The sequence below is a fragment of the Shigella sp. FC1567 genome (genome assembly GCF_001743015.1).
Classification (GTDB): domain Bacteria; phylum Pseudomonadota; class Gammaproteobacteria; order Enterobacterales; family Enterobacteriaceae; genus Escherichia; species Escherichia coli.
On the sequence record NZ_MIIV01000019.1, the window covers coordinates 1 to 13,568 of the forward strand.

The following is a 13,568-nucleotide window of genomic DNA, read 5'->3' on the forward strand; positions in this document are numbered from 1 at the left end:
TCGGCCTTTGAGGTCGTGGTATGGATGACGGATGGCTGGCCGCTGTATGAATCACGCCTGAAGGGAAAGCTGCACGTTATCAGCAAGCGTTACACTCAGCGCATTGAGCGACATAATCTGAATCTGAGACAACATCTGGCAAGGCTGGGATGGAAGTCACTGTCGTTCTCAAAATCGGTGGAGCTGCATGACAAGGTCATCGGGCATTATCTGAACATAAAACACTATCAGTAAGTTGGAGTCATTACCCAGCGACTGGTCGATGACGTCACGCAAATCAAAACGCGCCCGGAGGGGATGATTCGTATTGGTTGCAGTTTTGGTTTTGGGCGCAGCCATATTGCGCCAGCCATTACCGAACTTATGCGCAATTATCCTGAGTTACAGGTGCATTTTGAATTGTTCGATCGGCAAATTGATTTAGTGCAGGATAATATTGATCTGGATATTCGTATTAATGACGAAATTCCTGATTATTATATTGCGCATCTGTTAACGAAAAATAAAAGAATATTATGCGCAGCACCTGAGTATCTGCAAAAATATCCGCAGCCACAATCATTACAGGAATTAAGTCGTCATGACTGTCTGGTGACCAAAGAGCGCGATATGACCCACGGAATATGGGAGTTGGGGAACGGTCAGGAGAAAAAATCGGTGAAGGTTAGCGGGCATCTTTCCTCCAATAGCGGCGAGATAGTGTTGCAATGGGCGCTGGAGGGCAAAGGGATTATGCTGCGTTCCGAGTGGGATGTGTTGCCGTTTCTGGAGAGTGGCAAACTGGTGCAAGTATTGCCGGAGTATGCACAAAGCGCCAATATCTGGGCTGTTTACCGGGAGCCGCTCTATCGCAGCATGAAATTACGTGTCTGCGTGGAATTTCTGGCGGCATGGTGCCAGCAACGGCTGGGCAAGCCCGATGAAGGCTATCAGGTCATGTAGATCCACCAGAAATCACTCGGGATCCTTTTCGCGCTTTCTTTTGAATTTCGTCCAGATTTTTGTCTCCTGACGACGCCACAGACGCTGGATGTTGTCATGATGACGCAGCAGGATCAGGCAAGAGAGCATCGAAACTGGGAAGGTGAATTGTGGCTTAAACCACCAGACATAAAACGGAGCAATCAGTGCACTGACAATCGCTCCCAGCGACGAGTATCCGCTCAATAGCACGGTCAGTAACCAGGTTCCCGCCATTACTCCGGTGAGATCCCAGCCAATGGGTGCGATGGCACCAAAAGCGGTAGCAACGCCTTTTCCTCCTTTAAATCCGAAGAAAACGGGCCAGATGTGTCCAAGACAGGCGGCGATGGCAATTAAGCCTAGCCAGAAGGGGCTGACACCTAATTCATACGCGCCCCAGACGGGCAACATTCCTTTCAGAACGTCGAAAATCAGTACTGCTACGGCTGCTCCCTTGCCACCGATACGTAACACATTGGTTGCGCCTGGATTGCCGGAGCCGCTGGTTCGCGGATCGGGCAGCCCACACAAGCGGCAAACCAGAATGGCACTGGAAATGGAGCCGCAGAGGTACGCGATGAGGATCATTCCAGGCGCGATTGCACTCATAAGCTGTTCCGTTTTGAAAATTCGTGTTCAACGATGAATCTGTGGATAATACGCACATTTCGCCGGAAGTGGTATCCGGTTAGCCAAAAAGCAGGCAGGACGTGATGGATATTGTATTTATAGAGCAACTTTCGGTAATCACCACTATTGGTGTTTACGACTGGGAACAGACCATCGAACAGAAGTTAGTGTTCGATATCGAAATGGCATGGGATAACCGTAAAGCGGCGAAAAGTGATGATGTGGCGGATTGCCTCAGTTACGCTGACATTGCAGAAACGGTGGTCAGCCACGTCGAGGGGGCGCGTTTTGCGCTGGTGGAACGCGTGGCTGAAGAGGTGGCGGAGCTGCTGTTAGCACGCTTCAACTCGCCGTGGGTGCGCATCAAACTCAGCAAGCCAGGCGCAGTGGCGCGGGCGGCGAATGTTGGTGTAATCATTGAGCGTGGCAATAATCTGAAAGAAAATAATTAATTTTACAGCTGTTAAACCAAACGGTTATAACCTGGTCTTACTGCAGTAGTCCGGACAAGCGGTACATTTTAATAATTTAGGGGTTTATTGATGAGCGATATGCACTCGCTGCTGATAGCGGCAATATTGGGTGTGGTCGAAGGATTGACAGAATTTCTGCCGGTATCCAGCACGGGCCATATGATTATTGTCGGTCACTTGTTGGGGTTCGAGGGCGACACGGCGAAAACCTTTGAAGTTGTGATCCAGTTAGGATCAATTCTGGCGGTAGTAGTGATGTTCTGGCGGCGTCTGTTTGGCCTGATTGGCATCCACTTTGGCCGCCCGTTGCAGCACGAAGGAGAAAGCAAAGGTCGTTTAACGCTGATCCACATTTTGCTGGGGATGATTCCGGCGGTGGTACTGGGGCTGTTGTTCCACGACACGATTAAGTCATTGTTTAACCCGATAAATGTGATGTATGCACTGGTCGTTGGCGGTTTGTTGCTGATTGCCGCCGAATGCCTGAAGCCGAAAGAGCCGCGTGCGCCGGGTCTTGATGATATGACCTATCGTCAGGCGTTTATGATTGGCTGTTTCCAGTGTCTGGCGCTGTGGCCGGGTTTCTCCCGTTCCGGGGCCACCATTTCAGGTGGGATGCTGATGGGCGTGAGCCGTTACGCTGCTTCCGAGTTCTCGTTCCTGCTGGCGGTACCGATGATGATGGGCGCAACGGCGCTCGATCTCTACAAAAGCTGGGGCTTCCTGACAACCGGCGATATCCCGATGTTTGCCGTTGGGTTTATCACCGCTTTTGTGGTGGCGCTGATAGCGATTAAAACCTTCCTGCAATTGATTAAGCGCATTTCGTTTATCCCGTTCGCCATTTATCGCTTTATTGTGGCGGCTGCGGTGTACGTCGTGTTCTTTTGATTGAGAAAAGGTTCGGGAGCAGGCCTGGTTTTCTCCCTCGCTCTGTAGGGAGAGGGCCGGGGTGGGGGTGATTGTTCGCACCGGTGCTGGTCTGTTCCCCTCACCCTCTCCCCGAAGGGGCGAGGGGATGGTTCGTGTTAACGTTTAGTTTTATACTCAGTCAGGCTTTGGGCAACGTTGTTCCTTCCAACTGGCTACCGCCGCAATCCGCCGTCGGGTCAGCTCCTCGCGAATCTCCACACCTTTAAATCCCGCTTCAACGACCGCTTTTGTCGGCACTGACTGCGCCACTTCCCAGGCTTCGCGCAACCAACGGCCTTGCGGGTAGTCCGCTGATTCAAAACCGGTTCTGCCGCGTACGTCAGCCTCGCTGGTCAGCGCCAGTTGCTCGACACGCTGCGGTTTACGCCAGGCATCGATGGAATCAAATAATTTGACGATGGTTTTTGGGTTCAGCATTGGGAAGGTGTGGATGAGATCGTGAAACTCAGCCACCAGTCTGGCTAAATCGCGAATTTCATTTGGCACGCGCAGACGCTGGCATAGTTGTTCCACTAACTTAACACCCGCCGGGCCATGCCCATGATGACGCGGCCAAAGTTCTGGCGGCGTCAGTCCTTTACCGAGATCGTGGCATAAAGTTGCGAAACGGACATCAACCTGCGGACTCAGCATCGCCGCCATTGAGAGCGTCATTAAGGTATGAATACCGGTGTCGATTTCCGGATGCCACCTGGCAGGGGCCGGAACGCCAAACAGGGCGTCAATTTCCGGGAATAAAACGCGAAGTGCACCGCAATCGCGCAGTACCTGGAAGAACACCTGGGGATTGCGGGTGGTGAGGGCGCTTTCCGTCTCTTTCCATACCCGTTCAGGCGTCAGGTGTTCCAGTTCACCCGCATGGGTCATCTCGCGCATCAGCGTCAGAGTTTCATCGGCAATACGAAAACCGAGGTGGGCATAACGCGCAGCAAAACGCGCCACGCGCAGAACGCGTAACGGATCTTCGCCAAAAGCGGGGGAAACATGGCGCAACAGACGATTTTGCAGATCGCCCAGACCGTTGTACGGGTCGATAATCTCGCCGTTATCGTCCTGGGCCAGCGCATTAATGGTCAGATCGCGACGCTTAAGATCATCTTCCAGCGTGACATCCGGTGCGGCATAGCAAGTAAAACCGGTGTAACCGGAACCGGATTTCCGTTCGGTACGTGCCAGCGCATACTCTTCATGCGTTTGCGGATGCAGAAACACAGGAAAATCGCGGCCTACCTGCTGGTAGCCCGCGTCGAGCATCTCCTGTGGCGTACTGCCGACCACCACCCAATCTCTGTCTTTGACCGGTAGCCCTAACAATGCATCCCGAACAGCACCACCGACCAGATAAATCTTCACGCCATCATCCCTTCGTCAAATACACAATTCCTAATAATAAGACAGTGCAACGAAGAAGGCGATTTAGTTCATCCAGCGCTCTTTGCGTTTGCGCGTTGGGATCAGGTGTGGCAGTACCAGACCGAGCAGCAAGCCAAGCCCCAGCACGCCACCGCCATACATAAACCATTGCATGATGATGGTGCGCTGTTTGTCATCCAGCTGTACGCTGGCGGCATCGACCTTTTTCTGCGCGACAATCAGCTCGTTTTTCAATTTCTGATTTTCTTCTTTTAATCCGTTGATCACGCTGTCGCTCTGCGCCACTTTTTGCTGCATTTCTGCGGTGCGCTGATTCCAGGTGTTATCGATATTGGTGAGTTTATCGGTCAGGGTTTTGACCTGATTTTCCAGATCTGGCACACGGGAGCGCAGGCTTGGCTCAGTGCTAAGTTGTTTCAACGGGATCCAGGCGGTACGGCCAGAGCTGTCTTTCACCTGGGCATAATTGGTGTTGGCGTCAGTTTGTAATAAGGTCACTTCCTCGCCGGCGTTAACCGTGCCCACGAGGCGATAATGATCTCCCGGACCGCTACGGACCCAGGTATTCAGTTCATCAGAAACATAGCGCGTTTCTTCAGCGTGTGAGACGGCAGTGGCGCTAAGTGCGAGTAAAGTTAATCCGATCAGGCGTAATTTTGGCATCAGGCTGTCGTTATTGTCATGGAAAGTGGAACGATAGTAGTGGCATCAGTGTCGCTACGCAAAGCATTCGACATCAATCGGAATCCTCTGTGTCAGGTCTTGCCACTGCTTCAAACTTTTACGCCCGTCAAATTGCCCGTTGCATGGCAATTTGGCGCAAAATACTATCTACTGACAAAAAAGATCGCATTAAGTTCGCCGTTCATCGTCACTTATGTGACATAACCGATAAGTAAAGGCCATGGCTCAGGAAATCGAATTAAAGTTTATTGTTAATCACAGTGCCGTTGAGGCGTTGCGTGACCATCTCAATACGCTGGGCGGCGAGCACCATGACCCCGTGCAGTTGCTGAATATTTACTACGAAACGCCGGATAACTGGCTGCGTGGGCACGATATGGGCTTACGTATTCGTGGCGAAAACGGTCGCTATGAGATGACCATGAAAGTTGCAGGAAGAGTGACAGGCGGCTTACACCAGCGCCCGGAATATAACGTGGCGTTGAGCGAACCGACGCTCGACCTGGCGCAGTTACCGACGGAAGTCTGGCCGAACGGCGAATTGCCCGCCGATCTCGCTTCCCGCGTACAACCGCTGTTCAGCACCGATTTTTATCGCGAAAAATGGCTGGTGGCGGTCGATGACAGCCGAATTGAAATCGCTCTCGATCAGGGGGAGGTGAAAGCGGGGGAATTTGCTGAACCTATCTGTGAGCTGGAACTGGAACTGCTTAGCGGCGACACGCGCGCGGTGCTGAAACTGGCGAACCAACTGGTATCGCAAACCGGATTACGCCAGGGCAGCCTGAGCAAAGCGGCGCGTGGCTATCATCTGGCGCAGGGCAATCCGGCGCGTGAAATCAAACCGACCACCATTTTGCATGTTGCGGCAAAAGCCGATGTGGAACAGGGGCTGGAAGCGGCGCTCGAGCTGGCGTTAGCGCAATGGCAGTATCATGAAGAACTGTGGGTACGCGGCAACGATGCGGCGAAAGAACAGGTGCTGGCAGCCATTGGTCTGGTCCGTCATACACTGATGCTGTTCGGTGGTATTGTGCCGCGCAAAGCGAGCACTCACTTACGCGATTTGCTGACTCAATGCGAAGCGACCATCGCTTCTGCGGTTTCTGCCGTGACGGCGGTCTACTCTACCAAAACGGCAATGGCGAAGCTGGCGTTGACCGAATGGCTGGTAAGCAAAGCCTGGCAGCCGTTTTTAGATGCCAAAGCGCAGAGTAAAATGAGCGATTCCTTCAAACGCTTTGCCGATATCCATCTTTCCCGCCATGCCGCTGAACTGAAAAGCGTTTTCTGCCAGCCGTTGGGCGATCGCTACCGTGACCAGTTGCCACGTCTGACGCGTGATATTGACTCAATACTGTTGCTGGCGGGTTACTATGATCCTGTCGTCGCGCAAGCCTGGCTGGAGAACTGGCAGGGGCTGCGTCACGCTATTGCGACCGGGCAACGCATTGAAATTGAACATTTCCGTAATGAGGCAAACAATCAGGAACCGTTCTGGTTGCACAGCGGAAAACGTTAATCAGGCAAGGATAAAATCGCTTATGAAGCCGCTCTCTTCACCGTTACAGCAGTACTGGCAGACCGTTGTTGAGCGGCTGCCAGAGCCTTTAGCCGAGAAATCACTTAGCGCACAGGCGAAGTCAGTACTTACTTTCAGTGATTTTGTGCAGGACAGCGTGATTGCGCATCCAGAGTGGCTGACGGAACTGGAAAGCCAATCGCCGCAGGCTGATGAATGGCAGCATTACGCGGCATGGTTGCAGGAGGCGCTCAGCAATGTGAGTGACGAAGCCGGGTTAATGCGCGAGCTGCGGCTATTCCGGCGGCGCATTATGGTGCGCATCGCCTGGGCGCAAACGCTGGCTTTGGTTACTGAAGAGAGCATATTGCAGCAGCTCAGCCATCTGGCGGAGACGCTGATTGTCGCCGCGCGTGACTGGCTGTATGACGCTTGCTGCCGCGAGTGGGGAACGCCGTGCAATGCGCAGGGCGAAGCGCAACCGCTGCTGATTTTAGGCATGGGTAAGCTGGGCGGTGGGGAACTGAATTTCTCCTCAGATATCGATCTGATTTTTGCCTGGCCGGAACATGGTTGTACGCAGGGCGGACGCCGGGAACTGGATAACGCGCAGTTTTTTACCCGCATGGGGCAGCGGCTGATTAAAGTGTTGGATCAACCAACGCAGGATGGCTTCGTCTATCGCGTGGATATGCGGCTGCGTCCGTTTGGCGAAAGTGGCCCGCTGGTGCTGAGCTTTGCCGCGTTGGAGGATTATTACCAGGAGCAGGGGCGCGACTGGGAGCGTTACGCGATGGTCAAGGCGCGGATTATGGGCGATAGCGAAGGCGTCTATGCTAACGAGTTGCGTGCGATGCTGCGCCCGTTTGTTTTCCGTCGTTACATCGATTTCAGCGTGATTCAGTCGCTGCGCAACATGAAAGGGATGATTGCCCGTGAAGTGCGTCGACGTGGTTTGACCGACAATATCAAACTCGGCGCAGGCGGCATTCGCGAAATTGAATTTATCGTTCAGGTGTTCCAGCTCATTCGCGGTGGGCGCGAACCGTCGCTGCAGTCGCGCTCTTTACTGCCAACGCTCAGCGTCATTGCCGCGCTGCATCTGCTTTCTGAAAACGATGCTGAACAATTGCGAGTGGCATATCTGTTCCTGCGGCGTCTGGAAAACCTGCTGCAAAGCATTAACGACGAACAAACCCAAACGCTTCCTTCTGATGAGCTTAACCGTGCGCGGCTGGCGTGGGCGATGGACTTTGCTGACTGGCCGCAACTGACCGGGGCGCTGACCGCACATATGACCAATGTGCGCCGGGTGTTTAATGAATTGATTGGCGACGACGAAAGTGAAACTCAGGAAGAGTCGCTGTCGGAACAGTGGCGTGAGCTGTGGCAGGATGCGTTGCAGGAAGATGACACTACGCCAGTGCTGGCGCATCTTAGCGAGGATGATCGCAAACAGGTCCTAACGCTGATTGCTGATTTCCGCAAAGAGCTGGATAAGCGTACTATCGGGCCGCGAGGACGTCAGGTGCTCGACCATCTGATGCCACATCTGCTAAGTGATGTCTGTGCGCGTGAAGACGCTGCCGTTACGCTGTCGCGCATTACCGCCTTGCTGGTGGGGATTGTTACCCGCACCACCTATTTAGAATTGCTCAGTGAATTCCCTGCGGCGCTTAAACATTTGATTTCTCTGTGTGCCGCATCGCCGATGATTGCCAGCCAGCTGGCGCGTTATCCATTATTGCTGGATGAATTGCTCGATCCAAACACTCTTTACCAGCCGACGGCGACCGATGCCTACCGCGATGAGTTGCGCCAGTATTTGCTGCGCGTGCCGGAAGATGACGAAGAGCAACAGCTTGAGGCGCTGCGTCAGTTCAAACAGGCGCAGCTGTTACGCATCGCCGCAGCGGATATCGCTGGTACGCTACCGGTGATGAAAGTGAGCGATCACTTAACCTGGCTGGCAGAGGCTATGATAGATGCCGTCGTTCAGCAGGCGTGGGTTCAAATGGTGGCCCGCTACGGTAAGCCAAATCACCTCAACGATCGCGAAGGCCGTGGTTTTGCGGTGGTCGGCTACGGCAAGCTGGGCGGCTGGGAGTTAGGCTACAGTTCCGATCTTGACCTGATCTTCCTCCATGATTGCCCAATGGATGCGATGACTGACGGCGAGCGGGAAATCGACGGGCGACAGTTTTATCTGCGTCTGGCGCAACGCATTATGCATCTGTTCAATACGCGAACCTCTTCCGGCATTTTGTATGAAGTGGATGCACGACTGCGTCCGTCCGGGGCGGCGGGAATGCTGGTGACATCCGCAGAAGCATTTGCTGATTATCAGAAAAACGAGGCCTGGACGTGGGAGCATCAGGCGCTGGTGCGTGCGCGTGTAGTGTACGGCGATCCGCAGCTCACCGCGCACTTTGACGCAGTGCGTCGCGAGATTATGATGCTGCCGCGTGAAGGTAAAACTCTGCAAACGGAAGTGCGGGAAATGCGCGAGAAAATGCGCGCTCATCTCGGCAATAAACATCGTAATCGCTTTGATATCAAAGCCGATGAAGGCGGAATTACCGATATCGAATTTATTACCCAATATCTGGTGTTGCGCTACGCTCATGAAAAACCGAAGTTAACGCGCTGGTCAGACAACGTGCGTATTCTGGAGCTGCTGGCGCAAAACGACATTATGGAAGAGCAGGAAGCGATGGCGCTGACCCGTGCTTACACGACGCTGCGCGATGAACTTCATCATCTGGCATTACAGGAATTGCCGGGCCATGTGTCGGAGGATTGCTTCACCGCAGAGCGTGATCTGGTGCGGGCAAGCTGGCAGAAGTGGCTGGTGGAAGAATGAAGTATGGTATTATCGCGCGCAAATTTTGAATCTCTCAGGAGACAGGAATGAAAGTAACGCTGTCAGAGTTTGAACGTGCAGGAGTGATGGTGGTTGGTGATGTAATGCTGGATCGTTACTGGTACGGTCCCACCAGCCGTATCTCGCCGGAAGCGCCGGTGCCCGTGGTTAAAGTGAATACCATCGAAGAACGTCCGGGCGGCGCGGCTAACGTGGCGATGAATATCGCTTCTCTCGGTGCTAATGCACGCCTGGTCGGGTTGACGGGCATTGACGATGCAGCGCGCGCGCTGAGTAAATCTCTGGCCGACGTCAACGTCAAATGCGACTTCGTTTCTGTACCGACGCATCCGACCATCACCAAATTACGGGTACTTTCCCGCAACCAACAGCTGATCCGTCTGGATTTCGAAGAAGGTTTCGAAGGCGTTGATCCGCAGCCGCTGCACGAGCGGATTAATCAGGCGCTGAGTTCGATTGGCGCGCTGGTGCTTTCTGACTACGCCAAAGGTGCGCTGGCAAGCGTACAGCAGATGATCCAACTGGCGCGTAAAGCGGGCGTTCCGGTGCTGATTGATCCAAAAGGTACCGATTTTGAGCGCTACCGCGGCGCTACGCTGTTAACGCCGAATCTCTCGGAATTTGAAGCTGTTGTCGGTAAATGTAAGACCGAAGAAGAGATTGTTGAGCGCGGCATGAAACTGATTGCCGATTACGAACTCTCGGCTCTGTTAGTGACCCGTTCCGAACAGGGTATGTCGCTGCTGCAACCGGGTAAAGCGCCGCTGCATATGCCAACCCAGGCGCAGGAAGTGTATGACGTTACCGGTGCGGGCGACACGGTGATTGGCGTCCTGGCGGCAACGCTGGCAGCGGGTAATTCGCTGGAAGAAGCCTGCTTCTTTGCCAATGCGGCGGCTGGCGTGGTGGTCGGCAAACTGGGAACCTCCACGGTTTCGCCGATCGAGCTGGAAAATGCAGTGCGTGGGCGCGCAGATACCGGCTTTGGCGTGATGACCGAAGAGGAACTGAAGCTGGCCGTAGCGGCAGCGCGTAAACGCGGCGAAAAGGTGGTAATGACCAACGGTGTCTTTGACATCCTGCATGCCGGGCACGTCTCCTATCTGGCAAATGCTCGCAAACTGGGTGACCGTCTGATTGTCGCTGTGAACAGCGATGCCTCCACCAAACGGCTGAAAGGGGATTCCCGCCCCGTTAACCCGCTCGAACAGCGTATGATTGTGCTGGGCGCACTGGAAGCGGTCGACTGGGTGGTGTCGTTTGAAGAAGACACGCCGCAGCGCTTGATCGCCGGGATCCTGCCAGATTTACTGGTGAAGGGCGGCGACTATAAACCAGAAGAGATCGCCGGGAGTAAAGAAGTCTGGGCCAACGGCGGCGAAGTGCTGGTGCTCAACTTCGAAGACGGTTGCTCGACCACTAACATCATCAAGAAGATCCAACAGGATAAAAAAGGCTAACCGGAAAGCGGTTCACAGATCTCGCTTCGTAGCAGGCAGGCCTATTGACGCTGTTGTTTTTTCAACCTAAAGTAAAGGAACAAGGGTAAGGGAGGATTTCTCCCCCCTCTGATCAGTTGTTAGTAAGTCGGGAAACTTAACAGTAACAACACAACCAGTATGATGACGAACTTCATCATAACCCTTTCCTTCTATAAGGCCCCTTCCTCGGGAGGGGCTTTCCCGTTTCAGCCCCTTGCTGACTCCCCGATTGTTGATGAGCGCCGGACCCCGCGCAACGCTTTCCCTGAAGCAGTTTTGCCTTCCCCGAGCGGTCACGCAAAACGCTGCAACGTCCTGAGCATTTGCACCTTTTAGCGGAACGCAGATATAAAAAATCCCCGGCTTTTTGGGCTAGGGATATGTGTTAATGAAACCTTCTTGACGCTGATTTTTTTTCAACCTAAAGTAAAGGAACAAGGGTGAGGGAGGATTTCTCCCCCCTCTGATTGGCTGTTAATAAGCTGCGAAACTTACGAGTAACAACACAATCAGTATGATGACGAGCTTCATCATAACCCTTTCCTTCTGTAAGGCCCCTTCCTCGGGAGGGGCTTTCCCGTTTCAGCCCTTTGCTGACTCCCCGATTGTTGATGAGCGCCGGACCTCGCGCAACGCTTTCCCAGAGGCAGTTTTGCCTTCCCCGAGCGGTCACGCAAAACGTTGCAACGACCTGATCATTTGCAGTTTTTAGCGGAACGCAGATATAAAAAATCCCCGGCTTTTTGTGCCAGGGACGTTCATAGCTGAAAATTTATTCTACGTTTTCGGCGACGGGAGTTGTTGAGGTTAAGGGTGAAGTCAATGCCGCCAGTGAGCCGCCTGAAACGCCAATTTCATTGAGCAAGGAGTCAATCAGCGGTGCCTGTGTGCGGTAAGAGAGAGCGGCTGATAATGCTTGTTCCGCCAGGTTTCCGCCCCCCACATTACCCGTGTTTGCATCACCCGCAGCGCTGCCACGATTCAGACCATCGACCTGAATAATCTTGATACCGTCAATAGATTTCATCGGCTCAACGGATTTTTCTATTACCGCAGGTAGCGCCTGCAACAAGGCCAGTTTGAATTTAAGGCTGGTTTGTTCATCAGAAAGTACGTTGATAGCATCGTTCAGCGCACGTTGTGCTTCTGCTTCCGCCAGACCCTTTTTACGTGTAGCTTCGGCTAACTTAACGATAGCCGCCGCCTGCATCTCTGCGGCTTCTTTTTCTGCTTTCGCCCGCACGGTCAGTTCAACCGCTTTGGTTTCTGCATCCTGCGCGGCAGCGATTAGGGCAACTTGTTTAGCACGATCGGCTTCTGCGGTCTGGCGAGTGGTTTCTACGTTTTGTTGCGCACTTACTGCTTCTGCGAGTGCAAGGTTAGCACGCGCTTCTGCCTGGGACTGTTGTTCCGATTTGGCGGCAATAGCGATCGATTTCGTCTGGTTGGCGATTTCGGTGACCTGCTGCTGTTCGATCTCTTTAATACGAACTTCACGTTCAGCCTCAACCTTTCTTGAGCGGACGGCCTGCTCGCGCTCGATCTCCGTTTCCTGAATTTGTCGTTCAGCCAGAATTCGCGTCTGCTCTGCTTCACGACGACGTTCAGCTTCAAAAGCCGCAATACGTGCATTCTGTTCGGCAGTACGGGTTTTAACCTGCTGCTCCTGCTCAAGCGTCATAAACGCTTCTTGTTGTTCAATCTCCAACTTGCGCGAAAGTGCATCACGGTTTTTCTCACGCACCGCAACTTCTACATCCTGTTCAACTTCGTTACGTTCGCGACGACGGCGCTCCGTCTCCTGAATCAGTTTGGTTAAACCTTCGGCGTCAAAGGCATTGTTCGGATTGAAATGTTCTTTCGAGGTCTGGTTAAAGTTGGTAAGTGAAACGCTTTCCAGCTCAAGACCGTTTTTCGACAGGTCTTCTGCGACAGTATTTTGTACTCCCTGCACGAAGTTCTCGCGGGTATCCTGTAACTCATGCATGGTCATTTGTGCAGCTGTTGCACGGAGGGCATCGACAAATTTATCTTCAACCAACATACGTAAGTCTTCTGGTGATAGCGTGCGTTGCCCCAACGTCTGCGCCGCAGTGGCGATGCCTTCTACAGACGGTTTTACCCGTACAAAGAAAGCGACTACTACATCGACACGCATACGATCTTTCGTAATCAGGCTATCAATGGTTGAGCGGCTGACTTCCAGCTTCAGAGTATTCATATTGATGGGGATTATTTCATGAAAGATCGGCATCACGATTGCGCCACCGCTCATCACCACTTTTTGCCCACCTAAACCAGTACGAACAAAAGCTTGCTCTGCCGAAGCGCGACGATAGAGCCTGGCGAAAATAATTCCAATAATAAACAGAATGCATACGGCAATAATCGCGGTAAACATCCAGGAGTAGGTAATGCTGCCAACTTACTGATTTAGTGTATGATGGTGATTTTAAGGTGCTTGCGTGGCTTCCATTTCCATCAGATGTCCTTCCTGCTCCGCTACTGAAGGCGTGGTGCGTAACGGCAAAAGCACTGCCGGACATCAGCGCTATCTCTGCTCTCATTGCCGTAAAACATGGCAACTACAGTTCACTTACACCGCCTCTCAGCCCGGTACGCAC

13 protein-coding genes and 1 pseudogene are annotated in these 13,568 nt (G+C 53.1%); 8 read left to right on the forward strand and 6 right to left on the reverse strand.

The annotated features are described in order from the left end of the window. Both BHE85_RS01580 and ttdR read left to right on the forward strand, forming a co-directional pair. Positions 1-234, forward strand: a 234-nt coding sequence (locus BHE85_RS01580) for an IS1 family transposase (RefSeq protein WP_242412313.1), incomplete at its 5' end; no start/stop codon positions are given. A 15-nt stretch (positions 235-249) separates the two neighbouring features. Beyond that, positions 250-942 (forward strand): annotated as a pseudogene (gene ttdR, locus BHE85_RS01585) (L-tartrate utilization transcriptional activator TtdR); the annotation flags it as partial. 12 nt (positions 943-954) lie between these two features. Here the strand turns inward: ttdR and plsY are convergent. Next, a complete protein-coding gene (plsY, locus tag BHE85_RS01590; RefSeq protein ID WP_001272796.1) occupies positions 955-1,572 on the reverse strand; it encodes a glycerol-3-phosphate 1-O-acyltransferase PlsY in 618 nt (205 codons plus the stop codon). Between the two features lie 104 nt (positions 1,573-1,676). Between plsY and folB the strand changes: the two genes are divergently transcribed. Then, positions 1,677-2,045, forward strand: coding sequence for a bifunctional dihydroneopterin aldolase/7,8-dihydroneopterin epimerase (gene folB / locus BHE85_RS01595; RefSeq protein ID WP_001295541.1), 369 nt, complete (start codon positions 1,677-1,679; stop codon positions 2,043-2,045). A gap of 90 nt (positions 2,046-2,135) precedes the next feature. Next, positions 2,136-2,957: an undecaprenyl-diphosphate phosphatase gene (gene bacA / locus BHE85_RS01600; RefSeq protein ID WP_001305111.1), complete on the forward strand. Its 822-nt coding sequence runs from the start codon at positions 2,136-2,138 to the stop codon at positions 2,955-2,957. 156 nt (positions 2,958-3,113) lie between these two features. Here the strand turns inward: bacA and cca are convergent, their stop codons facing one another. Together cca and BHE85_RS01610 are read right to left on the reverse strand one after the other, a co-directional pair. Then, positions 3,114-4,352: a fused tRNA nucleotidyltransferase/2',3'-cyclic phosphodiesterase/2' nucleotidase/phosphatase Cca gene (cca, locus tag BHE85_RS01605; protein WP_000708501.1), complete on the reverse strand. Its 1,239-nt coding sequence runs from the start codon at positions 4,350-4,352 to the stop codon at positions 3,114-3,116. 63 nt (positions 4,353-4,415) lie between these two features. Next, complete coding sequence (locus BHE85_RS01610) at positions 4,416-5,036, reverse strand: TIGR04211 family SH3 domain-containing protein (RefSeq protein ID WP_001125333.1); 621 nt, start codon at positions 5,034-5,036, stop codon at positions 4,416-4,418. A gap of 241 nt (positions 5,037-5,277) precedes the next feature. Here BHE85_RS01610 and ygiF point away from each other — a divergent pair, with 241 nt between their 5' ends. Genes ygiF through hldE form a run of 3 tightly spaced genes read left to right on the forward strand, consistent with a single transcriptional unit; the run spans position 5,278 to position 10,923 of the window. Continuing rightward, positions 5,278-6,579: an inorganic triphosphatase gene (gene ygiF / locus BHE85_RS01615; protein WP_000046272.1), complete on the forward strand. Its 1,302-nt coding sequence runs from the start codon at positions 5,278-5,280 to the stop codon at positions 6,577-6,579. A 22-nt stretch (positions 6,580-6,601) separates the two neighbouring features. Beyond that, a complete protein-coding gene (gene glnE / locus BHE85_RS01620; RefSeq protein WP_004986053.1) occupies positions 6,602-9,442 on the forward strand; it encodes a bifunctional [glutamate--ammonia ligase]-adenylyl-L-tyrosine phosphorylase/[glutamate--ammonia-ligase] adenylyltransferase in 2,841 nt (946 codons plus the stop codon). Between the two features lie 47 nt (positions 9,443-9,489). After that, positions 9,490-10,923, forward strand: a complete 1,434-nt coding sequence (gene hldE, locus BHE85_RS01625; RefSeq protein WP_000869227.1) for a bifunctional D-glycero-beta-D-manno-heptose-7-phosphate kinase/D-glycero-beta-D-manno-heptose 1-phosphate adenylyltransferase HldE — start codon at positions 9,490-9,492, stop codon at positions 10,921-10,923. A 119-nt stretch (positions 10,924-11,042) separates the two neighbouring features. On the opposite strand, the gene ibsE is transcribed toward hldE, so the two are convergent. From ibsE to BHE85_RS01640, 3 genes are all read right to left on the reverse strand, one after another. After that, a complete protein-coding gene (gene ibsE / locus BHE85_RS01630) occupies positions 11,043-11,102 on the reverse strand; it encodes a type I toxin-antitoxin system Ibs family toxin (protein ID WP_001387082.1) in 60 nt (19 codons plus the stop codon). 316 nt (positions 11,103-11,418) lie between these two features. Continuing rightward, positions 11,419-11,478: a type I toxin-antitoxin system Ibs family toxin gene (locus tag BHE85_RS01635; protein WP_001387081.1), complete on the reverse strand. Its 60-nt coding sequence runs from the start codon at positions 11,476-11,478 to the stop codon at positions 11,419-11,421. A gap of 238 nt (positions 11,479-11,716) precedes the next feature. Further along, positions 11,717-13,345, reverse strand: a complete 1,629-nt coding sequence (locus BHE85_RS01640) for a flotillin family protein (protein ID WP_000493388.1) — start codon at positions 13,343-13,345, stop codon at positions 11,717-11,719. A gap of 64 nt (positions 13,346-13,409) precedes the next feature. On the opposite strand from BHE85_RS01640, the gene BHE85_RS01645 reads away from it, so the two are divergent. Further along, positions 13,410-13,568: IS1 family transposase (locus BHE85_RS01645; protein ID WP_032277379.1), on the forward strand; the 159-nt coding region annotated here is incomplete at its 3' end.